This window comes from Alcanivorax sp. IL2, from assembly GCF_047495475.1.
Taxonomy (GTDB): domain Bacteria; phylum Pseudomonadota; class Gammaproteobacteria; order Pseudomonadales; family Alcanivoracaceae; genus Alcanivorax.
In genome coordinates this window covers 1,473,328-1,497,342 of sequence record NZ_CP179932.1, presented here as the reverse complement: position 1 = coordinate 1,497,342, position 24,015 = coordinate 1,473,328, and the positions used below count along the sequence as shown (strand labels likewise).

Here is a 24,015-nt window from a genome sequence, read left to right as displayed (position 1 = left end):
GGTAGTGTGTTGCGTGCAGCATGCTGCCTGTAGTGGAAAATAATAATGACATTGGCAACGGCTGACTGGGTGGTCCTGGCAGGCTACCTGTGTGTCGTACTGGGCATCGGTATCTACTTTTCCCGACGCAATACCAGTACCGAGGAATATTTCGTTGGCGGCCGTCGCTTTCGCGGCTGGGTCATCGGGCTGTCACTGGTGGGTACCTCCATCAGCTCCATTACCTTTCTGGCCTACCCCGCCGACGCCTTCAAGACCGACTGGCTACGCTATCTGCCCAACCTGGCCCTGTTGCCGGCCATGCTGGTAGCGGCCTTTGTCTTCCTGCCCTATTTCCGGCGCGGCAACATGACCAGCGCCTACGAATTTCTGGAACAACGCTACGGACCCTCGATCCGGGTGTATGGCGCGGTCGCCTTTCTGGTGGCACAGGTGGTGCGGCTGGCTATGATCCTGTGGCTGTTGTCCCTGCTGATTCAGCAGGTCACCGACTTGTCTCCTCCCACCGCCATTGTGCTGGGCGGCCTCTTTGTGGGGCTGTACACGGTGATTGGCGGGATCGATGCGGTGATCTGGACCGACGTGCTGCAGACTGTGGTGCTGTTACTCGGTGGCCTGCTGTGCCTGTGGGTGATACTCGATGCGCTCCCCGGCGGACTGGGGCAAATTGTTGATCAGGCCGGCAAGGCCGGCAAATTTGCCCTGGCTCCCTGGGAGGATGGCGCCCCCGGCGAGACCTCCTGGTCGCTGTCGCTGAGCGAAAAGACCGCCACCATGATGTTGCTGATCGGCCTGACCAACTGGCTCACCGAATATTCCAGCAACCAGAATACCGTGCAGCGTTACTGTGCCTCCCAATCCACCGCCGAAGCCCGCAAGGGGCTGTGGGTGTACCTGTTCACTGCCCTGCCGATCTGGGCCTTTTACATGTTTCTGGGCACCGCCCTGTGGGTCTTCTTTCAGGTCTACCCGGATGTGCAGGCCGGCGCCATTCTCAGCGGCGAGGCCCGTGCCGAAACCCTGATGCCCTACTTCATCACCAATTACCTGCCCGCAGGCGTTGCCGGTCTGGTAATTGCGGCGGCGTTGGCGGCTGCCATGAGCTCACTGGATTCCAGCATCAACTCGGTGACCACGGTGAGCGTGGTAGATCTGTACCGGCGCCACTTCAACCCCGGCCAGGATGACCGCCATTACCTGAAAGTCGCCTGGGGCATCGCCGTTGCCGTCACCGGCCTGATGATTGCCGGGGCACTGTGGCTGAACAAGGCGGACACCAAAACCCTGCAGGACACCTCCACCATTCTGGTATCGCTGCTGGGCGGCGGCATGCTGGGGTTGTATCTGCTGGGCTTTTTCAGCAAGCGGGGAGATGCCAGGGCAGCCTGGTGCGGGATTGCCTGCACACTGGTGTTCACCGGCTGGACTGTGCTGACCAACAAGGGGGTGTTGCCGGAGGCGCTAAGCGCCCCCTTCGATCTCTACTACACCGGTCTGATCGGCAATCTGCTGATGTTTGTGGTGGGGTATCTGGCGGCCAGCTACTGGCCGGCCAGAGCATCAGATTTGTCGGCCGATTCACGGGGCTGATTAACCTCAGAGGATGACTGTTGCGGGGCAGGTATGGCCCGCGCCTGCAACAGCCGATCCCGGATCAGCCAGCCCGCCGCCCAGAGTACCAACCAGGGATCAATCAGATAGTCCCACAGGTTGTCACTGACCAGCAGATCGGCACCAAAGGCCAGTTGCGCCGCCACCAGGATCAGACAGGTGGCATAAGCGCGCAGCACCCAGGCCAGCAATCCCAGCAACAACAGCGCGGTACTGAAGCCGAAATTGCCAAAGCCCAGGGCATAGGGGTCGGCATAACTGGACCCCATGCTCATCGGGTAGAACCACAACGCCATCAATACCAGCATCAGGCAGGCGCCCCTCAGCTGTTTCAGGGGGAGCCAGTAATGACCGGCAATGCGATGCTGGATCGCCAGGATTGCCAGCAGGCCCGATGTGATACTGAAGCCTGCCAGGTAGCTGATCACCCACGGGGCCAGCCCCCAGGGAAATGGCAGTACAGCCCAGACGAACACCAGCACGGACAGAATGATCCGCCCGCGCACGGATAACAGCGATGCACTGATACGCAACTGTACCGCCACCAGCACCAGGGCGCAGACCAGAATATCAAGCGTCATTATTCTGCTCCTTGCCGATGTTCTTGCTGGGAGAATCCGCTTTCAGCCAGACGTGGCGAATCGCGGTTTTGTTCCAGGTGTACACCATGTGCAGATCACCATTACGGGAACGAATCATGTAGGGGTAGTCGTACTGGAATTCACAGCCGAGTCGACCGTCACACTTGTTGTGACGAGCCCGATCCAGCAGCTGCTCCTCTTCTTCCGGCAAGACATCACTGTCCAGCTCCGGCTCAATCAACGCACTGAATTGCTGCTCGGTCATTTCCTCACCACGCCAGCGCTCCCGGTCATGGAAAGTCCAGCGTTCCTGCCAGCTTCTGCCACCATCACGGGTTTCCCGTATGCACAGATCGTCCCGCTCAAGACGATTGCAGTTAGCGGCTACCAGCCAGTGCCCTTCTTCCATCGCCAGACCGCTCAACGCTGCGCTGGGGTTTTCCAGGGAAGAATATTCCAGTGCCTCCCATTGCCAGCCACCGTCGTGGCTTTCTGACTGATAAAGAAAGCCGTTGTTGGGTTCATGCTCATTACGCAGGAAAGCAACCGCATGGGTAGGACTGTCTACCAGCACCAGAGGCTGGATGGCTTTGCGGCCATGGCCGATACGGGCCTTGCCGAGAATCTGACTATCCTTGTTCAGCCGCAGGATTTCGCCGAACTTGCCAATCATTTCATGATAAACCGGCAGACCGATGGTGCCATCGCTATAACGAATGGGAGCCGTTTTCACCAGGGTGCTGATATTGAGGAAGGGAGTGGTGATCAGCGCTTGATCGAAGCGCCAGTTCTTTCCCTGATCAAAGGATTCCATCACCACAAGCCGACTTGCTGCCCAGCCGCCAAAACTGACCGCCACTACAAACAGGCGCATACGGCCATCTTCATCAAGAACCGGCACCACATTGCCCAGCTTGCGGACATGCCGCCCCCACCCCTGGGCAATCTGCTCCCGGGTGATGACCGGCTCTTCATTGGACCAGGAACCCGACTGCGGATCGAACACCGAGGAGTGGATGGCCACATCCGCCGCCCCTTCACGGCTGCCAGAGAACCAGAAGGCGCGAAGGGTGCCATCCGGCAACTCCACCATGGAAGCGGCATGAACCAACGGGGTATCCCCGTCGGACACGAAGGCGCTACGCCATTGGGAGTTGTCAGGCACCTTGCCCTGTGGTTCCACCACCATGGTTGGGCCGGGCTGCCAGAGATGGGACGGCGAAGCGGCAAAATACCCCGCCACCAACGCAGCCCCAACAAATAGATGAAATGCACGTTTAAGCATAGATAGCTGGCCAAAAACCATTTTTATTGCGTCAGCGAATCGGGTGCGCCGACCTGCGGCAGGCAAGTCTAGCAAAACAGCATAAAATTGCCTGCCATCGAAGCGCCGAATGGCAACCGATTGTCCGAAGCGTGCGGCAGAAATATACGGCAACGGTCAAAATATGTTCAGCGGTATCTCAATAATGGCATAATGCCGCCGCACCTTATTCCAATAACAGGCATGCAAGGACACCCCCTTTTCTATGGACAGACTCATTGTTCTCTTTCTGGCACTCTTTGTTGCCATCTTTGCCCGAGCTGCCGACAGCGACGAACTCCAGGATTGGAAGCTGGTCAGCGACCGCAACGAGATTCAGGTCTATATGAAGCACCGGGATGAATCCCGACTGAAGACCTTCCGCGGCGTGACCCGCTTTACGCTGGCGGATGAATATTCCCTGGTCGCCCTGCTCAATGATTATCCGTCCTATCCCAAGTGGCTGCATTTTGTAGACAGTGCGGAAGAGTTCAACCGGATCAGCCCGCTGGATAGATCCCTGCGCTTTACCACGCAGCTTCCCTGGCCACTGGCAGATCGTGAAGCCGTTTTGCGGGCCAAGGTCACCCAGACCCTGACTGAAGACGAAGAATCGGTGATGGTGGACCTGATCAACCGTCCTGATGCCCTGCCCCCCAACAATGAGTATATCCGCTTCCCGGAAATGACCGGCAAGCTGGGCTTTCGCCGCCTGGGCGACCAGAAAGTGGAAATGACCTACGAGCTGATTCTCGACCCCGGCGGCTACATTCCCGCCTGGATCGCCAACATCCTGCTGCGTGACGCCCCCTACTTCACCCTGGAGCGGTTACGCCGCATCGTCAGCAAGCCGGAATACCAGAATCATTACTACGATTACCTGGACCTGCACGGGCCGGGTCGCCCGGCGGCCGTTTTGGACAGCAGCAAATAACCAAAACGTAACAAAGTGATTATCAGTCTGTCATTTTCGGCCAGCTCTCCCTTACCATAAGGAAAGACCTGAACAGGTACGGAGAGCTCTATCCCCATGCGGCTGTTTTTCTTCCTTTATAGCTGGCTGGTTTTTGTTCCGCTGATGGCAGCCACCACTCTGCTATTCGGAGCACTGTGCCTGTTGCTTGTGCCCTTTCTGCCCGCCGACCGCGTCGCCCGCCTGACTGCGATACCCTGGGCAAGGCTATGTCTGTTTTACAGTAACGTGCGCGTGGATGTGCATGGCCGCGAACACCTGCAGCCGGGCCAGAGCTATGTGATCGTCGCCAATCACCTCAGTCAGTTCGATATTTTTGTGCTCTATGGTTATCTCGGGGTGGATTTCCGCTGGGTGATGAAACACGAACTGCGAAAGATGCCGGTAATCGGTATCTGCTGCGAAAAGCTCGGTCATATCTTCATCAACCGCTCCGACACCCAGGCAGCCATTGCCAGCCTCCACCAGGCTCGCGCCCGTCTTGCCAACGGCGCCAGTGTGCTGTTCTTCCCGGAGGGCACCCGCAGCCGTACCGGGCAGCTCAAGCCGTTCAAGAAAGGCGCCTTCAAGATGGCCCAGGATCTGCAACTACCGGTGCTTCCCGTCACTCTAACCGGGACATTCGAAATATTGCCGCCGGGGACCGCACGGCTCCGTCCCGGCCAGCATGCGCAGATCACCCTGCACACGGCCATTGTTCCGGTGGGCTCCAGCGAGGCAGAACGGGTTCGATTAATGCACCAGAGCCAAACAGCCATTGCCGCCCCACTTGGCGAGGCCTGCCCGCAACTCAGTCTTTGAGCCGGTTATCCTCAGCGCCACCTCTGGGCGGCGCCATCGCCACGCTGGCCCTTCCTTGTCTGACAAGATTGGCCCATTCTGAAGTGACAAAGTGTCTACACTCGGTCGCCAAATCGAGTTGCAAGTTGAAAGTTCAAAGTTGAAAAGTGCAGGCGCCGGCAGTGCCAACTGAAAACCTCTGCCCCCGCGCTGCTACAACTTTGTTGCGCGGGCAGGGCATATCAGTTTCAAACAAGCCTGCCCGCGCCTTGAAACTTTGAACTTTCAACTTGCCACTGAATTAGCGGATACAGGAGTCATCATGAAGAATTTTAAAGACAAAGTTGCCGTTATCACCGGTGCCGGTTCCGGCATTGGCCGTGCTCTGGCTCAGGAACTGGCGTCCGCGGGTGCCAAGCTGGCCCTGTCCGACATCAACGAAACCGGGCTGAAGGAAACCGCCGACCTGCTGGGGCTGGGTGAAGACCGGCTGATGACCCGCAAACTGGATGTGGCCGACCGCCAGGCGTTTTATGATTTTGCCGACGATGTGGTCAACCACTTCGGCTACGCCAACATGATCTTCAACAACGCTGGCGTGGCACTGGGCGCCACCGTAGAGAAAATGAACTACGACGATTTCGAGTGGTTGATGAACATCAACTTCTGGGGCGTGGTTTACGGCACCAAGGCATTCCTGCCCTACCTGAAGGAAGCCGGCGAAGGCCACATCATCAACGTGTCTTCCGTGTTTGGCCTGATCGGCATTCCCACCCAGTCCGCCTATAACGCGGCCAAATTTGCCGTGCGCGGTTTTACCGAATCCCTGCGCCTTGAGCTGGAAATGGAACAATGCGGTGTATCCGCCACCTCCATTCACCCCGGCGGCATCAAGACCAACATCGCCAAGGCCGCCCGCATCAGCGATGACGTGGCCGCCATCACCGGGTCCAATCCGGAACAGTCCAAGGCAGATTTCGAGAAGATGTTCCGCACTACACCGGAAGAAGCCGCCAGCACCATCCTCAAGGGGGTTCGCCAGAACAAGCGTCGGGTACTGATCGGCTCTGACGCCCTGGCCATCGATACCATGCAGCGCCTGATGCCCACCAGCTACCAGCGCCTGATGGTGATGGGCCAGAAGTTCATGAACAAGAAGTAATGACAGAGCGCCCCTACTCTCAAGCCGCCGAAAACAACAAGGCCCCGATCCTTTCCGTGCTGCAACAGCATTGTCAGGCCCCGGGCGCCTTACTGGAGATCGGTGCTGGCACCGGCCAGCATGCGGCCTGGCTGTCGGGGCGCCTTCCCCATCTGCACTGGCAGCCCTCCGATGTGGCCGCCAACCTGCCCCATATACGGCAGTGGCTTAGTGACCCGGGGAGCCGGGCATTACCGCCAGTGGAACTGGATGTAGCCGCTCACTGGCCCACCGGCCCCTTCGATTACCTGTTTACCGCCAACACCTTCCACATCATGGCGGCAACCCTGGTGGAAACCTGTATCCAAGAGGGCTGCCGACAACTGACCGATCAGGGCAAGTTCCTGGTCTATGGCCCGTTCAACTACGATGGCCAGTACACCAGTGACTCCAACCGTCAATTTGATCAATGGTTGAAGGAAATGGACGACAAGCGCGGCATTCGCGACCATGAATGGGTGGTGGAACAGTTTGCCCGCCAGCAGAGACACCTGCTGGCCGACCACGAGATGCCCGCCAATAACCGGTTACTGGTGTTCGGCCGGGATTAGGCTGCTGCTTATACCGTACGCCGAATGGTTCGCATTCTGGGCTTGAGATAGGCCACCCCGAAGATCATGATCATCAGGGCATCGCGCCAGTGGAACAGGCCCCGTCGACGGATCCACACCATGAAGCCAATGCACTCCAGGAGATGCAGCACCGCTACCACCAGTCCGGCGCCCAACAGCAATCGATCAAACGGGGACGGCAGATCCAGGAAAATGGCTAACCCTACCGCCACCCAAAACACTACAATAACGCCGCGAAGCAAGCCCATACGAAACATCCTCTGACAGCGCTGGTTAATTTTTCTACAATACCCCGTTTTCAGCAGGAACGGGTGCCCGTAACGGTGGCACCAACACTTGCATTCAGACTGAGCGAATACATGCAAAAAGACAACACAAGCACCTGGACCCTGGATCAGTTCCCGGTGCCGGAAAAAGACGGCGAAACCCGCTTCCACGATTTCGATCTGGACCTGAGCCTGATGCGCGGCATCGCCGAGCAGGGCTTCCAGTACTGCACTCCCATCCAGGCGGAAGTGCTGGAACACACCCTGGCCGGCGCCGACGCCATCGGCCGGGCCCAGACCGGCACCGGCAAGACCGCTGCCTTCCTGATCACCGTGATCAACGACCTGCTGCGCCACCCCATTCAGGTGAAACGCTACGCCGGCGAGCCCCGCGCCCTGATTGTGGCCCCCACCCGGGAACTGGCCATGCAGATCGAGAAAGATGCCAGAGCGCTGGCCAAGTACACCGATCTGCAGGTCATGAGCGTGGTCGGCGGAATGAACTTCAACCGCCAGCAGGAACGCCTGCAAAACGAATTGATCGACATCCTGGTAGCCACCCCCGGTCGCCTGCTGGATTTCGCCAAGCGCCGCGACCTGTGGCTGGACCGGGTGGAGTTCCTGGTACTGGATGAAGCGGATCGCATGCTGGATATGGGCTTTATTCCCGATGTGAAACGCATCGTCGGCATGACCCCGAAGCCCCAGTACCGCCAGACCCAACTTTTCTCCGCCACTTTCAGTGACGATGTGATGAACCTGGCCAGCCGCTGGACCGAAGCTGCCGAAGTGGTGGAAATCGAGCCCACCCAGGTAACCACCGACACCGTGGAGCAGAAGGTCTACATCACCAACGCCGACGACAAGTTCACCCTGCTCTACAACCTGATCACCGGCATGAACATGGACAAGGTGATCGTATTCGCCAACCGCCGGGATATTACCCGCCGGGTCAGCGATCGCCTGCACAAGAAAGGGCTGAAGGTATCGCTGATCTCCGGTGATGTGCCGCAGACCCAGCGCATGAAGACCCTGGAACGCTTCCGCGCCGGTGATCTACAGGTGCTGATCGCCACCGACGTGGCCGGCCGCGGTATTCATATCGACGGCGTATCCCATGTGGTGAACTACAACCTGCCGGAAGACCCGGAAGACTACGTACACCGTATCGGCCGTACCGGCCGGGCCGGCGCCAGCGGCATGTCCATCAGCTTTGCCTGTGAAGACGATGCCTTCCTGCTGCCGGAACTGGAGAATGCCATCGGCATGAAACTGGAATGCGAGTACCCGCCGTCGGATCTGCTCGCCGAGAAGGACTCAGAGAATGGCAAAACGCATCAGCCCGGATGAGGGCAAAACCCGTTTCGAGCAGGGCGATGCCCTGTTCGTGGACATCCGCGACCCGGCCAGTTTTGCTGCTGGCCATTTACGCGGCGCCGTCCACCTGACCCAGGCCAACGTGGAACCGTTTCTGGCCGATACCGCTGCGGAAAAGCCACTGGTGATCTACTGCTACCACGGCAACAGCAGCCAGGGCGCCGCCGACTGGCTGAGCGAACAGGGATTCAATGACGTGGTCAGCCTGGACGGAGGCTATGAAGTCCTGCGCCAGCGCTTCCCGGAACTGCTGGAAGAGATGGCGTAACCACGCGAGAAGTAACACGCGGCACGCCATACAACACGGTTTGCAAACGCCAGACGGAGATGATTGCGGGCGCCCATGCCTTCAGGCAGCCATTCATCTCCGCCACTTTTCCCTCTGCAAGGTTCGGCCTCTGCATGATGCGTGCAGCGCCTTCTAGAACCGGTAGCCCAACCCCACCATGTAGACCCAGGGATCGATTTCCACATCGATCTTGTCCACGCGGGCATTATTCACGTACAGCCGCGCCTCGGTATCAATATCGATGTTCCAGACGCTGACGTTGAACAGCCAGTTGTCGTCGAGAGCAAAATCAGCCCCCACCTCCCAGGCAAAACCCATGGAGTTACTCAGCTTCACATCGGCATCGGCACCCCCCAATAGCGGGCTCACCACAGCATCATCAATGCGATCCTCAAAAAACAGGGTGTAGTTCAGGCCAGCCCCAACATAAGCCCGCATCGGCCCGATCTGTGGCGCATAGTATTGCGCCAGCAGCGTCGGAGGCAGATGGCTGGTTTCCCCAATGGCCACACCACCGCCCCCGGTCTCCAGAAGGATGTCATGGGAAAAGGGCGTGGCTCCCACCAGTTCAACACCGATCGAGTCGGTGACCATATAGGCCAGGGTCAGGCCTACCTGAGTGTCGTCATCCACATCCACACCCAGCCCCCCCACTGCCGGCAACGCCGGGTTGAAGGTCTCACTGCTGGCATCCGGGTCAACCTTGATCCCCCCCAGACGCACAATCACATCCCCCGCCTTGTGAGCCAGGGCAGGCCCGGCCATCAACACCCCAGTTAGCAGCAGCGCCGCTTTTCCTTGTCCTCGCAGTTGCATACAGTTCCCCTTTCTTCCAGCAAGATAGAGGCAGTGACCCGATACCCGACACGGGCTGTAATGGCCACCGCACCGGCACTATTGAAAGACCGATGGCGACCGGGGGTATTGTTCTAAATCAATAAAAAGAGGCTTTACTACATGTCATCCGCCGAACTCATCTCCGCCCTGCGTGATGCGCACCAGGCACACCTTTGTGCACAACTGCAAAATGAAGAGCACTGGCATGCCCTGATGGCCCAGGCCAGCGGCAACCTGGGAGCTGTACCGCTGGGCAAGCTGGTAGACAGTGATTCCCTGACCACCGTGGTGGATCAATGGCTGCAACAGGCACTCAGTGCCCAGGGATTACAGGGTGTGGTCAGCGATGTCAGCAAGGCGGTCTGGGAAGCTGCCGAAAAGGATCCCGCCACTGTCGGCGAGCTGCTCAGCGAAGAGCATTTCGAAGCGATCCTGGAGCAGGTGCTGAAGCTGCAAACCCTGCGCGAGAAAGCCATCCACGCGGCCATGAGCCATCCGCTGGTCAGCGAAATGGTCAGCGAGATGCTCTACACCGGCATCAAGAATTTTCTGCTGGAAGAAAACGCCCTGGCCAAACTGCCCGGCGTCAGCAGCGTCATGAAAATGGGCCGCAAGAGCATGGTGGGCAAGGCCATGGGCGGCATGGAAGAATCCATCCGCGACTACCTGAGAAAGAATATCCGTGTCACCCTGAAAACCGGTGAACAGTGGCTGAACAAGCAGCTCACCAACGAGCGCATCGAACAACTGGCCCGCGATGGCTATCAGCGTGTGGCTCCCCTGAAGCCCGCCAACTACCTGAAGCTGGTACCCGCCGGCACCATTGATGAAGTGATCAGCCAGAGCTGTGCCATCGGCGATGAAACGGCCCGTCTGGATTACACCCGCCGCCTGGTCAGCGTAGGCATCCACGCCGCCGTTGAATCCCTCAGCGATATGCCCCTGCAAACCCTGCTGGATGGCATGAAGATAAGCGAAAACCAAGTCCGAGACATCACCGCCCCCGCCCTGGCCCGCGGCGCCACTGTCCTGATCGAACAGGGTGTGCTGGCACCGTTTATCCAGTGGGTACTGGATGATTTTTATCAGTCGGAAGCGTGCAGAAAGATAATCAATAATGAATAGTGAATAATTAATAGCTGCGCGCTCTACGCCAGCTGTTTTTCAAAGCAAAGGGGCCGCGCCCAAAGGTTGGGCGCGGCCCCTTGCGTTTGTATGGCACGACCTCCCGATCGTGGCGTTATTAACTATTAATTATTCATTATTAATTAAAGAAACTGCTCCGCATACTCCGCCAGCAACGACCTCGGCACCCCGTTCAGCTGCACCGAGCCGCCATGGACGAAACGCTTGAAGCGTTCGGTCATGTAGGTGAGGCCAGAGCTGGTGGGTGACAGGTAGGGGGTGTCGATCTGGGCCAGGTTGCCCAGGCACACCACCTTGGAGCCTTCCCCGGCCCGGGTGATGATCGCCTTCATCTGATGGGGGGTCAGGTTCTGGCTTTCGTCGATCAGGATCAGGGATTTCTGGAAGCTGCGCCCGCGGATATAGTTCATGGCCTTGAACTGGATATTGGCCTTTTCCTTCACGTATTGAATGCTGCCCGAGGGATTTTCATCGTTCAGGTGCAGTGCCTCTATATTGTCGTTGATGGCTCCCAGCCAGGGATCCATTTTTTCCTCTTCCGTACCGGGCAGGAAGCCGTGCTCTTCCGCCAGCGGCGGCGTTGACCGGGTAGCAATGATCTTGTTGTAGCGCTTCTGTTCCACCGTCATTTCGATGGCGGCAGCCAGCGCCAGGATGGTCTTGCCGGAACCGGCCGCGCCGGTGAGGGTCACCAGGTGCACATCCGGGTCCATCAACAGTTGCAGCGCCATGGCCTGCTGCAGATTCTTGGGCCGCAGGCCCCAGACCTCCTGATCCAGCAAGCTGTCAGCCTTGTAGTGCCGCAAGGTCACAACCCCGTTATCCACATCCAGCACGCGCCCGACGAACCCTTGCTCATCGATGATGTACTGATTGGGATAGACTTCTTCACCGAGAATCTCGCTGACCAGCAACCCGTGGGACAGATGATGCAGGGTATCCGCGCCCACCTGCTCGGTTTCCACCTGGGTCACCTGATCCCAGAAGGAACCGGGCACTTCGAAATAGCCACGGGTCAGCTGCTTGATGTCCGTCACCAGCTGATCGTTGTGGTAATCCTCCGATTCGATGCCGCAGGCCCGCGCCTTGAGGCGCATGTTGATATCCTTGGTGACCAGAATGAAACGGCGCTCTGGCTGCCTGGACTGCATGGCCACCACATCATTGATAATGCGATTGTCGTTCAGGTCATTGGGCAGGGGGGTATTCAGCTCCCCGGACGTCGACATCAACACCGTCAGCGTGCCCTGGGTGACCGTCTCCGGCCCGCGGGGAATGGGGATGCCCGCTTCTACCTGCGCCGGCGTGGCGCTACCCAGCACCCGATCGATCTGCCGAATGGCCGCGCGACAATCCGCCGCCGTATGGGATTTGTTGCCGCTCTTCAGCTTGTCCAGTTCCTCCAGCACCGTCATGGGAATCACCACCCGATGTTCCTCAAAGTTGAGCAACGAGTTCGGATCGTGGATTAACACGTTGGTATCAATGACGTAGGTTTTTTGCTGTTCTTGCTCGAGGGTTGAATCGTTCTGGTTGGCGCTTGCGTGGTTGATGGAGAGGGTGTGAAGTCTGGCCGCGCGCTCTTCCATGCGTATCCCCTGTGACGGTTGCGTCTCGGGCGGCATTTGGCTGGGGCGTCAGATCTGGCTCTTACCTGATAAAGCGAGAGTGACGCCTGCGCCTGCCGCCATTGGTTTAAGCCTTTTGGCGGTTCAGTTGCAGCAGCTGTAACAGCTTTTGATCGCGATCACTCCCGCAATGGCGGGATTCGAATTACCATAACCCAGCTTTTTCGAAATGATCAATAGAAAACCTCGTAAAGTTTGCCACCGGGCAGGCGGACGGCTGTCATAGCGTTTAGAATTCTCACTGGTTGTTTGTCCTCACCTCCTTTTTCTGTCAACAGGTTATCGCCATGTCCCTTGAGCACCCGCACGTCATGATGCCGCCGCCAGCCCTGTACCTGGGCGGCCTGCTGATGGGCTATGGCATTGATCAAGCCCTTACCCTGCCCGCCCCGACGTTTCCCGGGGCCCGCTGGGTGATCCTGGCCCTGGCGGTGATCGGCACGGCCCTGGTGTTGGCCGCCGTCATCCAGCTGCGCCTGGCACGCACCACCCTGGTCCCCCATCGCCCGGCCAGCCAACTGCTTACCCGGGGCGTGTTCCGGCTGAGCCGCAATCCCATCTACCTGGGCTTTACTGCCCTGTACCTGGCCATGGCACTGAACCAGCACAGCACAGGGATGCTGATCATGCTGGCACCGATTGTCTGGGTGATCCAGCAGCATGTGATTGCGGCGGAAGAAGCCTTTCATGCTCAGCAGTTCGGGGAGCAATGGCAGGCTTATCGGCAACGGGTACGGCGCTGGCTGTAACACTGACACGGGCGCGGATAGCGATTGCCTGCGATCCGGCCTTGAGGAACTCCACCGCGCCCAGCTTGCCGTGTTGAAGTCGCATATGGCGGGATCCGAAATGCCCCGGCACCAGGGTGCTGGCACGGGTCTGGCGGGGCAACCAGCCCAGTCGTCGATAAAGTTCCGCCACCAGCTCCGAACAAAACCAGCCACGCTGATCCGGCTTGCGGGTAAAGCCTGTCAGCACATCCAGGGCATTGCACAGCACGTAGTTCTTGTAGGGACGATGAAGCAGGCGTTTTACCATCCGCGCCAGCAATTGCTGCTGGCGGTCACTCAAAGGGGGGCCATGCCGACGACGCAACGCCACAGTACCCGGGTAATCGCGCAACTTGTCCACCAAGGGTACCAACGCCACACCGGCCACCGGGCACCCCAGGGTCACATCCGACGATTCACTGAGGGTGGTGGATTCAAGAACCAGAGGGTCGGGATTGCCAGGCAGGTGCACCACCATGCCGATATGACTCCAGGGGCTGCGGGTAAAAACCCGGATCACCTCACTGGTAAAACCACGACCCGAGAACAATAACAAATCCCCGGTTCGCAGCGAGCAAGCAGACTCAAGAGGCATTGTCATGGGCATCGCCACAGGCTCTTATCCGTTGCAGGACTATCCTGGGCCCACACTAGGAAAATGACGTGACGGTTCGCTGACAGTGGCATCACGGTTTGGTGAAGAAAAACTGCCAATCTCTCTACAGCGCCGCGGTAGGAACGAAGCGTAGCGGAGTAACGCCCGCAGGGCGGCCCCGAAGGGGTGAGCGCAGCGAATAACACCTCTTGAGGTGCGAATCCGAGCGACAGCGAAGGAAATGTGCAAGGCAACCACCGGCTCCTTCTAGAGAAACCTGTCGAGCCCAGAAATCCCTGATCGCCCTTCGGTCGATTTCCTCGCTTCGCGAGGTTCGCGGCTCAAGATCCGCTCCTACAGCGGCTCCGTAGATACCCAGGTGATAACATGCAGGTCAGGCATCGTCACATTCCTGTTATCTACCGTCGTTACCCTGTGTGATCCTCTTTGCCTGTCCCCGTCCCCCGCCTATGGAAGACAAGCTCTACCTGCTGCAACGCCATCTGCCCGAGCTCCTGCACCTGGATGCCCTGATTCGTCATGGTGAACGTCACCTGCGCGTGTCCACGGTTCATGAGGTGCCCATGGGTGAGCTGTCATTGCCGGTGCGGGTGATCGAAATGGGCAGCACCTCTCCCGGCGTGCCGGTGATCGGTTTTTTTGGTGGCGTTCATGGTGTAGAGCGGATCGGTAGCCAGGTGCTGATGTCCTGGCTGCACAGTCTGATTCATCGTTTGCAGTGGGACGATCAGCTCCACCGGCGGCTGGAGCAGGTGCGGCTGGTGTTCATGCCGATGATCAATCCGGGCGGTATCTGGAAGCGCACCCGCAGCAACCCCAATGGCGTGGATCTGATGCGTAACGCCCCTATTGATGCCATGGGCAGGGTGCCCTTTCTGGTGGGCGGCCACCGCATCAGTCGCCATCTGCCCTGGTACCGGGGGAAAAGTGGCAACCCCATGGAGCCGGAAGCCCAGGCCGTGGCTCGCGTGGTACGCGAAAAGCTGATGCCGGCTCCATTTTCCATGAGCCTGGACTGTCACAGCGGCTTTGGCCGACGCGACCGGATCTGGTGCTGTTACGCCCGCAGCCATCGCCCCATTCCCCATATCGGCGAAGTATTCCGGCTCAAACAGCATTTTGAGGACACCTACCCTCACCATCATCCCTACCTGATCGAGCCACAGTCAGTGAACTACACCACCCATGGTGATCTGTGGGACTACCTTTACGACGACGCCCAGGAACGGGCACCGCATCACACCTTCCTGCCGTTCACCCTGGAAATGGGCTCCTGGCTATGGGTGCGCAAGAACCCGCGGCAGATGCTGGATTTCTTCGGATACTTCAACCCGGTAATCGGCCACCGCCATCACCGGGTACTGCGTCAGCACCTGCCCCTGTTCGAGTTTCTCACCGCCATGACTGCCAACGCCGGCAACTGGCTGCCCACTACCCGGGAAAAACCGGCACTGACCCGACAGGCCATTGCGCACTGGTTCGGGGACGCTGACTAACCGCTGATCTTTTGTAGGAGCTTGCTTGCAAGCGAATTCGCCTCCCTTCGCTTGCAAGCAAGCTCCTACACAGGTTTCTCACGCCATCTGCGAGGCCACCATCCATTCATGGCCCCGACCTTGCAACAGAAAAGCCCATTGGGTCCGCCGCCCGGCTGACTTACACTTTGCCAAACGCCTCGATAAGGACACACCATGAAAGCCCTGATACTTGCCCCCCTGGCCCTGCTGGCCGGCTGTCAGCACCTGAATTACCAGCCACCGACCAGTGGAGATACCGCCCAGGTCACCTTCACCAGCAACAATACAGCCGCTCAACCGGTGGTCTGTGTGCCCGGCAAGGGCTTCAAATCAACGGAATACGCGCTGTCGCAAAACCCGGTTAGCGGAGGAGCCCTGGACGATTTACTGAAAACAATGAAGAAAAGCCCCCAGGTCACCACTACGGTCGATATTGCCCCGGCTACCCGCATCGGCGTCATCTATAACCGCCGTCAGGCTGACAATAGCCGTGACCGCTGCAAAGTAGCCCTGCAGTTTGCCCCTCAGGCCGGCGGCGACTACCAGGCGCACTTTGTCCATGAGAACGGTCAATGTGGTTTGTCACTGAAAGACGCCAGCGGCGCCAGTGTGGATGCCGTGCTCACGGACTGGCAGTGCCCATAATATGCGCACCAATGCGGTGCGCAGCACCAATTTCGCGCACCGCATTGTCTGTTTCCCCTTTGTTAAACCCCCTTTTTCTTCCTACGAAACCATCAAGCCGCTGTTTTATATAAACAAAAAATAGTTGGCACGCTCTCTGCAATATCTTTTTCGAGCCGAAAAGGCGGTGCGTCACCAGCGCACATTGAACGAATTAGACTTGTTAAGAGGGTTGCACATGAAAAACGTATTTGGTCTGAAGAAAACCGTTTTGGCCGCTTCCATCGTGGCTGCCAGCCTGGCTCCGGCCATCGCTGCTGCTGAAGTCAGTGGTACCCTGGGCGCTTCCAGCCAGTACTTGTGGCGTGGTCAGCAACTGACCGACGGCGCTGCGGTGTACGGTAGCGTTGACTACTCCCACACTTCCGGTCTGTACGCTGGTGCCTGGGCATCTTCTGAAACCGACGACACCGAGTACGACCTGTACGCCGGTTTCGGTGGCGAGATTGAAGGTCTGAGCTACGACATCAGCTACATCGACTATAATTACACGACCGGTGGCACCACTGCGCCGGACCCGGCTTCCAGCGCGGACTTTGAGGAAGTCCATCTTGGTCTAGGCTTTGCCGGTTTCAGCGCTGATGCTTTCATCGGTGTTGGCGAAGTTGGCCGTGGCGACGATGCCGTAGACTACAAAGATGACTACTTTGCGCTGGGCTACGGCTACGACAAATACGGCATTAGCGCAGGTTATTACGATTACGACGGTGACCCTGAGGTAGACGGCACTCTCGCAGATTACACGCACGTGGATCTCAGCTACGCCGTTACCGAGCAATTCACCTTCACGGCATCCAAGATCGTAGATCAGGAAGACGTGAATGGCGTCGACACTTGGGATGACGACGTAGTATTGAGCGTTGCCTACGAGTTCGCTCTGTAAGCACCAAGAAAACGGGCGGCTCACGCCGCTCACTGTTTAACGCCGCGGGGCTCTCCCTGGTCCTCGCAAACACGCAAGCAACCCCGCGGCGTCTTTTTACCTTCCACGCAACATCCCCCGCGCTTCAGGCAACACGCCAAACCTGTCGTTACCTCTCTGCAGAAAAGTACACTACCAGCGCATCATGATCCGATACCGGCGCCACCCCCTGGCTGCCATAGAGGCTGTGATAGCGACCTGCATTGCCACGGCTTACCGCCATTGTGCTGACAGACGTTTCCAAATCCGGTGACACCCAGATATGGTCCAGGGCCTGTGGTCGGCAACGGTGACGAAAACTGTAACGTTCCCGCTTTGGCAGCCGTTGCCACAGATTGAACAGACCGGATTGCGCAAAACGCCTATAGCTTGCCGAGATACGCCCGGCGCCCCAGGTGCTGTTGAAATCACCGGCCATTATCAACGACCCACTTTGCTCAATGGCCCAGCTGGCCAGCAACGCGGCCTGACGCTGCCTTTTTTGCCGAACCCGTGACTTGTGCAGACCTCGCGCACTACGCAAGTGCACGACGACCAACTGCAACTGCCGAGGAGAGCGCACAGTCACGTGCAAGGGCGGACGGGAAAACAGTGAGTGGCCGTGAAATTCCTGCTCCGCAAACAGGCTTTCTACCGACACAATCCGTACCGGCTGCCGATAAAGCAGCCCCACATCCATGCCGGAAGGGTCATTGCCCTCTTTCAGTGCGACGCGGTAACGCCAGCCGTGCCTGGCAAGGCGTACCGCCAGGGCCTCGAGTAACTCACGATTTTCCACTTCCTGAACAGCCAGCATATGGGGCGCCTGCAAAGGGCCGGCAATAAACCCAGCCAGCGCCTGTATTCGCCTGTTCAACACAGCCTCGGAAAGCGGTTCATCCAGCCGGCTGTCTTTGCGGGTATCGCGAAGCCGCCACAGGTTCAGCGTCGCCAGAGTCCATTCATCCGCTGCGGGGGCGGGCACACCACGGTCGGGAGCAAGGCCTCGGCAATCCGCCCACAGCCCGGTCGCGACCAGCAAACATAAACAAAAAATCAGATATCGCATGCAGGCAGTGTATGAACGCCTAGCACATCGCAACAGTAGAAAACGCGGAGGTTTGTGTAGGAAAAGAGGACGAGATATAAGACACACCCGAAATGCTGCGTGGCCGAGCGTCAAGCTTTCGGCGTCAGCTAAAAGACCTTCGCGAATTAGCGGAAACTGGCTTGCCCCGGAACTTGCTTCCGGATGACAGGCCCCTGAACCCCTGACCGCAGCCAATAGCGTAGGGTGCCACTGAGCCTAAGGCGAACTGCACCGATCCGGCGTTTGATGGTGCAGTTCGCCTTAGGCACAGTGGCACCCTACGTTTTGCATCTATGCGAGGTTTGCGATCAAAAAAAGCCCGCCAATGAGGCGGGCAAGGGGTATGTGAACAACAACAGAAAACGTCAGGGCCGATAGACCACTTTCAGATCCGGGGTCACCAGTGATGCATCCAGATAACCGACAAAGTTACGGTTGCTGCCCACCAGCATAACCATCTCCTGTTCACTGGAGACTTCCCGGGGCGGCATGCCCCGGCCGGTAAAGATCATCCTCGCCCAATAACTTTTCATCTGCTCGGCACTCTTGCCGAGCACCTGCTGGTAAAAATCATCTCGAGCACGGCCCCGTGACGGCAAGTCCAGCGGCTTCACCGAGGCACCGGATACCCGGCGGGTCTGGCCATTGAAGATCTGTCGCACTTCATCCTGAGTCAGTGCATCGAGACCGCTGTTGGCGGACACCACCACCACCGGTTCTGCCTGGGCCGCTGCCGCCAGCATCAGGAGCAATGAAAATAGTATTTTTTTCATGGTCATTCCCCCTTAAAAAACCAGATCCGCGCTGAGGCGAATCACCGTGGCATGATCGTCTTCAAGCTGGCCTCCGTCGGTGAAGAAGAACCCGGACGTGGTAACATCACTATCGGAAAAATCGTAGTAATAACTCACCTCCCCTTTCAGGGCGATGGAGTCGGTGAGGGAATAGCGCAGCCCACCGGTCCAGCTCTTCTGTTGTTCCGCCAGGCCATTATTCAGGGCAGCCGGAAGGCTGCTATCCAGATCACGAGGCGTCACTTCTGCCCAGGTGACCATGGGCATCCACTTGCCCAGGTATTTGCCCACTGTGACGTAGCCACTCTCGCTGCTCGGGTACCAGTTATCAAAATCCAGCCGCGCCTTTTCCGCGGAGAAAAACCAGCTACCGTCATCGTATTGCAGCCCGACACCCGCAAAATAGGTGTAAACATCATCAAAGGACAGACCCAGCACGGCAGGCGGGAAACCAAGAGCACCCTGCAAGTCCTGCTGACTGACGGAAACATCCGCAGCGGTGTAGGCGGCTCTCGCCGTCCAGTTACGCCAGTAGCTGGTAAAGTTCAGGCCGCTCAAATCATCGGTCTGAAACTGGGCATTGGCCACACGCTCACCACCATCCACGGTACTGGAACCCCAAAAGCCGGACAGACGGTGAGAAACCGCCCCGGTGGTGAAACGCCAGGAGGCTTCCACCGCCTCCATGGTTTTCACCGGCGCCAGCTGATACACCTCCGCCGGCAGGCTGGCCCACGGGTAGGCATAGCCCACATCGATGTACTGGGAGTGCATGTAGAACGGCGCCACGATACGCCCCGCTTTCATGCTCACAGAATCGCTGACCTGATAATCCAGATAAGCCCACTGCAATTCCGCATTGAATTCGTCATCGCCGGACGCAAACAGCTGCACCACAGCTTCCGCCCGTTCGCTGAGCTCGGCATTGAACTGTACGCCAGCGCGAGTCAGGGAATCATGGCTCCATTTATCACTGGCGCCATCGATGTAGCTGGCAGAACCAGAGGTGGTGTCCACCTCGGCCCGGGACATGCCCGCAGAGAGAAAACCGTTGATACGGATCCGGTCAGCAGCATCGCTGAGGGTATTATCAAACTGCTGCTTTTCGAGCTGTTCCAGGCGCTGCTCATAATCACGCAGCCTCTGCTGGACATCACCTTCCGGAGTCTGGGCCCAGACAGGGCCCGCACTCAGTAAAGTACCCAGCATCACGGATAATGCCTTTTTCATAGATCCCCCACGCCTTTATAGCCGTTTTAATCACATAACGACTACGAATAAAGCATGGCATTATCCGTAAAAAAGAACCGGGTTCAACCGTCAGATTGGGACGCTCGTTTTACCGGGAACGCCGCGCAGGCATCCTGCCCGCCATTCAGATGAAAGCAAACTTCCACACTGTCCCCGGGAGCCGGGACCTGTGTGAGCTTCATCAGCATCAGATGCCTGTTCCCCGGTGCCAGTACCAGGCTCTCTCCGGCCGGGATTGCCAGGTGATGCAGGTGCACCATCCTGCGACTGCCGTCAGCGGCGGTTTCCACATCATGTAGCATGGTGTGGCCGGCAACGGGGGTGCTGACACCGGTGATGATCACGGTATCCTCGCCGGTATTGTTCAACGTGGCATAACCCGCCATGGTCGGCGACACCGGTGGCACCGCACGTAACCAGGGGTCGGAAAACGTCAGCTCCGCGTGAGCAGGCATGGCAAGGGCCAGCACGGCGCCTGCCAACAGAGCGTTAAAGCAGGCTTTTGGCATCAGTTACCACCTCGTCAATGGTGAAATCCGCCGGGTACAGTTTGCGCACCCGACCCTGGTCGTCCAGTAGGTAAATATAGTCACTGTGAGTGAACAGGTAATCCTGCTCCTCCTGATCCTTGATAAACACCACCCCGTATTGCGTTGCCACCTCGCGGATTTCCGCCAGGCTGCCGGTCAGGCCGATGATGTCCGCCTTGAACCAGGGCAAATACTCCTTCAGGTGCTCCGCTGTATCTCGCTCCGGGTCGAAGGTAATAAACACCGGCTGTACCTGGTCCGCTTCACCGGCCTCTTGCAACTGCCGATACACCTGGGCCACTCGGGCCAGCACCGCCGGGCAGATGTCAGGACAATGGGTGTAACCGAAGAACAGGATGGAAACCTTGCCCTTGAGCTGTGCCTGGCTGAAAGGCTCGCCGTTGTGGTCAGTTAGTGTAAACTCACCACCCAGCCTTGTATTGACTGGCAAGTCGCTTTCCTGCTTGCCACAGCCGGCAACCAGAAGGGCCAGAAGCACTGGCAGGATGTACGGCAGTTTTCGCATGATCTCTCCGGTTGGTATAATCCGCGCCCATTTAAGCGGACTCTAATTGCAGCCGCGCCCATTTTCACTCTATTCAACGGTTAGGCAACCCATGGCACGCAAGCTTTTCATTCAGACCCACGGCTGCCAGATGAACGAGTACGATTCCACTCGCATGGTGGACCTGCTCGAATCCAGCCACGGCCTGGAGCCCACCGACAATCCGGCAGAAGCAGACGTATTGCTGCTCAACACCTGCTCGATCCGCGAAAAGGCCCAGGAAAAAGTATTCCACCAGCTGGGTCGCTGGAAAAAGCTCAAGGACGCCAAACCGGACATGGTGATCGCGGTAGGCGGCTGCGTGGCCAGTCAGGAAGGCGATGCCATTCGTGACCGGGCCCCCTATGTGGACGTGGTGTTCGGCCCGCAGACCCTGCACCGTCTGCCCGGCCTGATCACCCAGGCCGCCACTACCCGGAAACTGGCCATCGATGTGACCTTCCCGGAAGTGGAAAAGTTCGACAACCTGCCGGAACCCAGCGTGGACGGCCCCAGTGCCTTCGTGTCGATCATGGAAGGCTGCTCCAAATACTGCACCTTCTGTGTGGTGCCCTACACCCGCGGTGAGGAAGTCAGTCGCCCGGTGCAGCCCGTGCTGAAAGAAGTGGAGCACTTGGCAGAAATGGGCGTGCGCGAGGTGAACCTGCTGGGTCAGAACGTGAATGCCTACCGGGGTGTGGGCGCCGACGGCGACACCCTGGACCTGGCCGACCTGATCCGGCTGATCCGCGACATCGACGGTATTGATCGCATCCGTTACACCACCAGCCACCCGGTGGAGTTCTCCGATGCGCTGATCCAGGTCTATGAAGACGTGCCAGAACTGGTCAATCACCTGCACCTGCCGGTGCAGTCCGGCTCCGACCGTATTCTTGCCATGATGAAGCGCAACCACATGGTGCTGGAATACAAGAGCAAGCTGCGCAAGCTCAAGCGCATCCGCCCGGACATCTCGTTCAGCTCCGATTTCATCATCGGCTTCCCCGGGGAAACCGACCGGGACTTCGAAGACACCATGAATCTGATCCACGACATCGGCTTCGACATGTCCTTCAGCTTCATCTACAGCGCCCGCCCCGGCACCCCGGCGGCAGACCTGCCCGATGATGTGCCCATGGAGGTGAAGAAACAGCGCCTGGCGATTCTGCAACAGCGCATCACCCAGAATGTGCAGGACATTTCCCGCAAGATGGTGGGCAGCACCCAGCGAATTCTGGTGGATGGTTTCTCCAAGAAAGACCCGGGCCAACTCAAGGGCCGCACGGAGAACAATCGGGTGGTTAACTTCCGCAGTGATGATACCGACCTGATCGGCAAATTCGTGGACATCACCATCGATCAGGCCTACAGCAACTCCCTGCTCGGCAGCGACCCGCGCAACCCGGGCTGACCCCGGGTTGCGACTTTGCCTGCTATAGCGCCACCGCCCGACCAATGAACAGAACCGGCCCGGTGGGTCGATCAGCGGGAGAGCCACCCGGCGGCTCCAGCGTCAGCTCGAACAGCTGGCCACTCTCCACCCCGCCCACGCGGCTGGCCGGTAACACCAACGGCTCGCCGGGCTGCACCAAGCCCAAGGAACGAGGGCCCAGTGCCGGGTCCGCCAGGGTCCAGAACTGGACACTGCGATTTGCCGGGTACTGACTCTCCGACAGCGGCGTCAGCTGCAAGTCCCCCTGCGCAGACACGGTCACTCGCCAGCTCGGGCTGGCGGCCTCACCCGGTGCCTGCAGCACCACGGTATAAACCGGCGCCGGCACCCGCAGTGGCCCCAGCAGCAACACTACCGCCACCAGCAAGGCAACACTGACGGTGCGCCAGAGCGTCAGGCTCTGCCACAACCACTGCCAGTCAAACCGGCCGCGGACATCCGCCGAAGCGGTTTGCCGGGAAATCTCGCGCCATACTCGCGGCGGCAACGGTACCGGTTCCAGCAGCTCTGCCGCCCCCAGCCAATGCTCCCGCCAGTGGCCGGCCAGTTGCGCAGCGTCCTCGTCCTGTTCCAGCCACTGCTCAATCTCTGCCGACTGCTCACGGGAATGGAGGCCGAGGACATACTCGGCAATCAACAGACGCTGTGCTTCAGGCTGTTCCGGAATCATAGTCGCAGACACTCCTGCAGCCCTTTCAAGCCGGATCGAACCCGGCTCTTGATAGTCCCCAGAGGAACGGCCAGGGTTTCGGCAATCTGTTCGTAGGTAAACCCCTGATAGAACGCCATGAGAATGGGGCGGCGGCGATCCATTTGCAGACCTTGCAGACAGTCGACGATGGCGCGTCGCTGATCCTGCTCCACGGAGCATTGCTCTGGGGAGGGGCCCGGATCAGGCCATTGATCCCCTGGCAGGGGCTCGAACGCATCCCGTCGGGAGCGGTGGTATTGGTTGATCAAGCGGTATCGCAATAATCCGAACAGCCAGGTCCGCGCGCAACCTCGCTGGCTTTGAAAGCGCCTGGCATTTTCCCAGACCTGAATAAAGGTATCCTGCAAGGCATCCTCAGCCAGTGATGACTCGCCGGTAAATCGACGCGCCAACGCCAGCATGCGTGGCGCTTCATTGAGATAAAGCTGATGAAATGCCTGTCGGTCGCCGCTGGCACAGGCCCGTACCAGGGCATTGCCTTCTTCCAGCTCAGCGCGTGAATCGTCCATGAACCTGCGTATCCAGTAAGAAGCAGAGTGAAGATGATTCACCAGAGTACGAGAAGAATGTGTCAACAAGAGGAAAACCG

25 protein-coding genes and 1 pseudogene are annotated in these 24,015 nt (G+C 58.6%); 13 read left to right on the top strand and 13 right to left on the bottom strand.

The genetic code is table 11. From position 1 onward, the window contains the following. Window positions 1-45 precede the first annotated feature (45 nt). Window positions 46-1,590, top strand: coding sequence for a sodium:solute symporter (locus ACMG4N_RS07030; protein WP_414433156.1), 1,545 nt, complete (start codon window positions 46-48; stop codon window positions 1,588-1,590). Here the strand turns inward: ACMG4N_RS07030 and ACMG4N_RS07025 are convergent. Beyond that, a complete protein-coding gene (locus ACMG4N_RS07025) occupies window positions 1,542-2,192 on the bottom strand; it encodes a hypothetical protein (RefSeq protein ID WP_414433155.1) in 651 nt (216 codons plus the stop codon). The genes ACMG4N_RS07030 and ACMG4N_RS07025 overlap by 49 nt on opposite strands. Continuing rightward, window positions 2,182-3,477 (bottom strand): sialidase family protein, encoded by a 1,296-nt coding sequence (locus tag ACMG4N_RS07020; RefSeq protein WP_414433154.1) that lies wholly within the window; start codon window positions 3,475-3,477, stop codon window positions 2,182-2,184. Before ACMG4N_RS07020 ends, ACMG4N_RS07025 begins: the two co-directional genes overlap by 11 nt. Before the next feature lie 244 nt (window positions 3,478-3,721). Here ACMG4N_RS07020 and ACMG4N_RS07015 point away from each other — a divergent pair, with 244 nt between their 5' ends. From ACMG4N_RS07015 to ACMG4N_RS07000, 4 genes are all read left to right on the top strand, one after another. Beyond that, window positions 3,722-4,429, top strand: a complete 708-nt coding sequence (locus tag ACMG4N_RS07015; protein WP_414433153.1) for an START domain-containing protein — start codon at window positions 3,722-3,724, stop codon at window positions 4,427-4,429. 96 nt (window positions 4,430-4,525) lie between these two features. Beyond that, window positions 4,526-5,269 (top strand): lysophospholipid acyltransferase family protein, encoded by a 744-nt coding sequence (locus ACMG4N_RS07010; RefSeq protein WP_414433152.1) that lies wholly within the window; start codon window positions 4,526-4,528, stop codon window positions 5,267-5,269. A 301-nt stretch (window positions 5,270-5,570) separates the two neighbouring features. Continuing rightward, a complete protein-coding gene (locus ACMG4N_RS07005; protein ID WP_297770514.1) occupies window positions 5,571-6,410 on the top strand; it encodes an SDR family NAD(P)-dependent oxidoreductase in 840 nt (279 codons plus the stop codon). Then, complete coding sequence (locus ACMG4N_RS07000) at window positions 6,410-7,000, top strand: DUF938 domain-containing protein (RefSeq protein WP_414433151.1); 591 nt, start codon at window positions 6,410-6,412, stop codon at window positions 6,998-7,000. Before ACMG4N_RS07005 ends, ACMG4N_RS07000 begins: the two co-directional genes overlap by 1 nt. A gap of 8 nt (window positions 7,001-7,008) precedes the next feature. On the opposite strand, the gene ACMG4N_RS06995 is transcribed toward ACMG4N_RS07000, so the two are convergent. Beyond that, complete coding sequence (locus tag ACMG4N_RS06995) at window positions 7,009-7,269, bottom strand: DUF1145 domain-containing protein (protein ID WP_052042996.1); 261 nt, start codon at window positions 7,267-7,269, stop codon at window positions 7,009-7,011. A gap of 111 nt (window positions 7,270-7,380) precedes the next feature. Between ACMG4N_RS06995 and rhlB the strand changes: the two genes are divergently transcribed. Further along, window positions 7,381-8,637: an ATP-dependent RNA helicase RhlB gene (rhlB, locus tag ACMG4N_RS06990; protein WP_297770507.1), complete on the top strand. Its 1,257-nt coding sequence runs from the start codon at window positions 7,381-7,383 to the stop codon at window positions 8,635-8,637. After that, complete coding sequence (gene glpE, locus ACMG4N_RS06985) at window positions 8,612-8,932, top strand: thiosulfate sulfurtransferase GlpE (RefSeq protein WP_297770504.1); 321 nt, start codon at window positions 8,612-8,614, stop codon at window positions 8,930-8,932. Before rhlB ends, glpE begins: the two co-directional genes overlap by 26 nt. Window positions 8,933-9,085: 153 nt before the next feature. Here the strand turns inward: glpE and ACMG4N_RS06980 are convergent, their stop codons facing one another. Continuing rightward, a complete protein-coding gene (locus ACMG4N_RS06980; RefSeq protein WP_414433150.1) occupies window positions 9,086-9,769 on the bottom strand; it encodes an OmpW/AlkL family protein in 684 nt (227 codons plus the stop codon). 141 nt (window positions 9,770-9,910) lie between these two features. Here ACMG4N_RS06980 and ACMG4N_RS06975 point away from each other — a divergent pair, with 141 nt between their 5' ends. Then, the gene (locus ACMG4N_RS06975) at window positions 9,911-10,915 is read left to right on the top strand and encodes a hypothetical protein (protein ID WP_414433149.1); all 1,005 of its coding nucleotides are present in this window, start codon (window positions 9,911-9,913) and stop codon (window positions 10,913-10,915) included. A 143-nt stretch (window positions 10,916-11,058) separates the two neighbouring features. On the opposite strand, the gene ACMG4N_RS06970 is transcribed toward ACMG4N_RS06975, so the two are convergent. After that, the gene (locus ACMG4N_RS06970; protein WP_297770492.1) at window positions 11,059-12,525 is read right to left on the bottom strand and encodes a PhoH family protein; all 1,467 of its coding nucleotides are present in this window, start codon (window positions 12,523-12,525) and stop codon (window positions 11,059-11,061) included. Window positions 12,526-12,851: 326 nt separating this feature from the next. On the opposite strand from ACMG4N_RS06970, the pseudogene ACMG4N_RS06965 reads away from it, so the two are divergent. After that, window positions 12,852-13,211: pseudogene (locus tag ACMG4N_RS06965) on the top strand (methyltransferase family protein); the annotation flags it as partial. Here ACMG4N_RS06965 and ACMG4N_RS06960 read toward each other — a convergent pair. After that, the gene (locus ACMG4N_RS06960) at window positions 13,189-13,935 is read right to left on the bottom strand and encodes a hypothetical protein (protein ID WP_414433148.1); all 747 of its coding nucleotides are present in this window, start codon (window positions 13,933-13,935) and stop codon (window positions 13,189-13,191) included. The pseudogene ACMG4N_RS06965 and the gene ACMG4N_RS06960 overlap by 23 nt on opposite strands. A 464-nt stretch (window positions 13,936-14,399) precedes the next feature. On the opposite strand from ACMG4N_RS06960, the gene ACMG4N_RS06955 reads away from it, so the two are divergent. The 3 genes from ACMG4N_RS06955 to ACMG4N_RS06945 all read left to right on the top strand — a co-directional run bounded on the left by ACMG4N_RS06955 (window position 14,400) and on the right by ACMG4N_RS06945 (window position 17,034). Continuing rightward, a complete protein-coding gene (locus ACMG4N_RS06955; protein WP_414433147.1) occupies window positions 14,400-15,446 on the top strand; it encodes a M14 family zinc carboxypeptidase in 1,047 nt (348 codons plus the stop codon). A gap of 195 nt (window positions 15,447-15,641) precedes the next feature. Further along, window positions 15,642-16,112: a hypothetical protein gene (locus ACMG4N_RS06950; RefSeq protein WP_035249227.1), complete on the top strand. Its 471-nt coding sequence runs from the start codon at window positions 15,642-15,644 to the stop codon at window positions 16,110-16,112. 217 nt (window positions 16,113-16,329) lie between these two features. Beyond that, complete coding sequence (locus ACMG4N_RS06945) at window positions 16,330-17,034, top strand: TorF family putative porin (RefSeq protein WP_035249228.1); 705 nt, start codon at window positions 16,330-16,332, stop codon at window positions 17,032-17,034. A 148-nt stretch (window positions 17,035-17,182) separates the two neighbouring features. On the opposite strand, the gene ACMG4N_RS06940 is transcribed toward ACMG4N_RS06945, so the two are convergent. From ACMG4N_RS06940 to ACMG4N_RS06920, 5 genes are all read right to left on the bottom strand, one after another. Continuing rightward, a complete protein-coding gene (locus tag ACMG4N_RS06940) occupies window positions 17,183-18,037 on the bottom strand; it encodes an endonuclease/exonuclease/phosphatase family protein (RefSeq protein WP_414433146.1) in 855 nt (284 codons plus the stop codon). Window positions 18,038-18,507: 470 nt separating this feature from the next. Continuing rightward, window positions 18,508-18,915 (bottom strand): hypothetical protein, encoded by a 408-nt coding sequence (locus tag ACMG4N_RS06935; RefSeq protein WP_414433145.1) that lies wholly within the window; start codon window positions 18,913-18,915, stop codon window positions 18,508-18,510. Window positions 18,916-18,927: 12 nt separating this feature from the next. Beyond that, window positions 18,928-20,166, bottom strand: coding sequence for a hypothetical protein (locus ACMG4N_RS06930; RefSeq protein ID WP_414433144.1), 1,239 nt, complete (start codon window positions 20,164-20,166; stop codon window positions 18,928-18,930). 83 nt (window positions 20,167-20,249) lie between these two features. Then, window positions 20,250-20,696: a copper chaperone PCu(A)C gene (locus ACMG4N_RS06925; RefSeq protein ID WP_414433143.1), complete on the bottom strand. Its 447-nt coding sequence runs from the start codon at window positions 20,694-20,696 to the stop codon at window positions 20,250-20,252. Continuing rightward, window positions 20,677-21,243 carry an SCO family protein gene (locus ACMG4N_RS06920; RefSeq protein WP_414433142.1) on the bottom strand — a complete coding sequence of 189 codons (567 nt, stop codon included), beginning with the start codon at window positions 21,241-21,243 and terminating at the stop codon, window positions 20,677-20,679. Before ACMG4N_RS06920 ends, ACMG4N_RS06925 begins: the two co-directional genes overlap by 20 nt. 91 nt (window positions 21,244-21,334) lie before the next feature. Between ACMG4N_RS06920 and miaB the strand changes: the two genes are divergently transcribed. Continuing rightward, window positions 21,335-22,672 (top strand): tRNA (N6-isopentenyl adenosine(37)-C2)-methylthiotransferase MiaB, encoded by a 1,338-nt coding sequence (gene miaB, locus ACMG4N_RS06915; RefSeq protein WP_414433141.1) that lies wholly within the window; start codon window positions 21,335-21,337, stop codon window positions 22,670-22,672. Window positions 22,673-22,694: 22 nt separating this feature from the next. Here miaB and ACMG4N_RS06910 read toward each other — a convergent pair whose 3' ends face one another. Further along, complete coding sequence (locus ACMG4N_RS06910) at window positions 22,695-23,384, bottom strand: anti-sigma factor domain-containing protein (protein WP_414433140.1); 690 nt, start codon at window positions 23,382-23,384, stop codon at window positions 22,695-22,697. Then, window positions 23,381-23,935: an RNA polymerase sigma factor gene (locus ACMG4N_RS06905; RefSeq protein WP_414433139.1), complete on the bottom strand. Its 555-nt coding sequence runs from the start codon at window positions 23,933-23,935 to the stop codon at window positions 23,381-23,383. The genes ACMG4N_RS06910 and ACMG4N_RS06905 overlap by 4 nt, the downstream gene beginning before the upstream one ends. Between the last annotated feature and the right edge of the window lie 80 nt (window positions 23,936-24,015).

Bases quoted from the DNA above. Each gene is read 5' to 3' on its own strand.
- ACMG4N_RS07030 (WP_414433156.1), top strand. From the start codon at position 46: ATGACATTGGCAACGGCTGACTGGGTGGTCCTGGCAGGCTACCTGTGT.
- ACMG4N_RS07025 (WP_414433155.1), bottom strand. From the start codon at position 2,192: ATGACGCTTGATATTCTGGTCTGCGCCCTGGTGCTGGTGGCGGTACAG.
- ACMG4N_RS07020 (WP_414433154.1), bottom strand. From the start codon at position 3,477: ATGCTTAAACGTGCATTTCATCTATTTGTTGGGGCTGCGTTGGTGGCG.
- ACMG4N_RS07015 (WP_414433153.1), top strand. From the start codon at position 3,722: ATGGACAGACTCATTGTTCTCTTTCTGGCACTCTTTGTTGCCATCTTT.
- ACMG4N_RS07010 (WP_414433152.1), top strand. From the start codon at position 4,526: ATGCGGCTGTTTTTCTTCCTTTATAGCTGGCTGGTTTTTGTTCCGCTG.
- ACMG4N_RS07005 (WP_297770514.1), top strand. From the start codon at position 5,571: ATGAAGAATTTTAAAGACAAAGTTGCCGTTATCACCGGTGCCGGTTCC.
- ACMG4N_RS07000 (WP_414433151.1), top strand. From the start codon at position 6,410: ATGACAGAGCGCCCCTACTCTCAAGCCGCCGAAAACAACAAGGCCCCG.
- ACMG4N_RS06995 (WP_052042996.1), bottom strand. From the start codon at position 7,269: ATGGGCTTGCTTCGCGGCGTTATTGTAGTGTTTTGGGTGGCGGTAGGG.
- rhlB (WP_297770507.1), top strand. From the start codon at position 7,381: ATGCAAAAAGACAACACAAGCACCTGGACCCTGGATCAGTTCCCGGTG.
- glpE (WP_297770504.1), top strand. From the start codon at position 8,612: ATGGCAAAACGCATCAGCCCGGATGAGGGCAAAACCCGTTTCGAGCAG.
- ACMG4N_RS06980 (WP_414433150.1), bottom strand. From the start codon at position 9,769: ATGCAACTGCGAGGACAAGGAAAAGCGGCGCTGCTGCTAACTGGGGTG.
- ACMG4N_RS06975 (WP_414433149.1), top strand. From the start codon at position 9,911: ATGTCATCCGCCGAACTCATCTCCGCCCTGCGTGATGCGCACCAGGCA.
- ACMG4N_RS06970 (WP_297770492.1), bottom strand. From the start codon at position 12,525: ATGGAAGAGCGCGCGGCCAGACTTCACACCCTCTCCATCAACCACGCA.
- ACMG4N_RS06960 (WP_414433148.1), bottom strand. From the start codon at position 13,935: ATGACAATGCCTCTTGAGTCTGCTTGCTCGCTGCGAACCGGGGATTTG.
- ACMG4N_RS06955 (WP_414433147.1), top strand. From the start codon at position 14,400: ATGGAAGACAAGCTCTACCTGCTGCAACGCCATCTGCCCGAGCTCCTG.
- ACMG4N_RS06950 (WP_035249227.1), top strand. From the start codon at position 15,642: ATGAAAGCCCTGATACTTGCCCCCCTGGCCCTGCTGGCCGGCTGTCAG.
- ACMG4N_RS06945 (WP_035249228.1), top strand. From the start codon at position 16,330: ATGAAAAACGTATTTGGTCTGAAGAAAACCGTTTTGGCCGCTTCCATC.
- ACMG4N_RS06935 (WP_414433145.1), bottom strand. From the start codon at position 18,915: ATGAAAAAAATACTATTTTCATTGCTCCTGATGCTGGCGGCAGCGGCC.
- ACMG4N_RS06930 (WP_414433144.1), bottom strand. From the start codon at position 20,166: ATGAAAAAGGCATTATCCGTGATGCTGGGTACTTTACTGAGTGCGGGC.
- ACMG4N_RS06925 (WP_414433143.1), bottom strand. From the start codon at position 20,696: ATGCCAAAAGCCTGCTTTAACGCTCTGTTGGCAGGCGCCGTGCTGGCC.
- ACMG4N_RS06920 (WP_414433142.1), bottom strand. From the start codon at position 21,243: ATGCGAAAACTGCCGTACATCCTGCCAGTGCTTCTGGCCCTTCTGGTT.
- miaB (WP_414433141.1), top strand. From the start codon at position 21,335: ATGGCACGCAAGCTTTTCATTCAGACCCACGGCTGCCAGATGAACGAG.
- ACMG4N_RS06910 (WP_414433140.1), bottom strand. From the start codon at position 23,384: ATGATTCCGGAACAGCCTGAAGCACAGCGTCTGTTGATTGCCGAGTAT.
- ACMG4N_RS06905 (WP_414433139.1), bottom strand. From the start codon at position 23,935: ATGGACGATTCACGCGCTGAGCTGGAAGAAGGCAATGCCCTGGTACGG.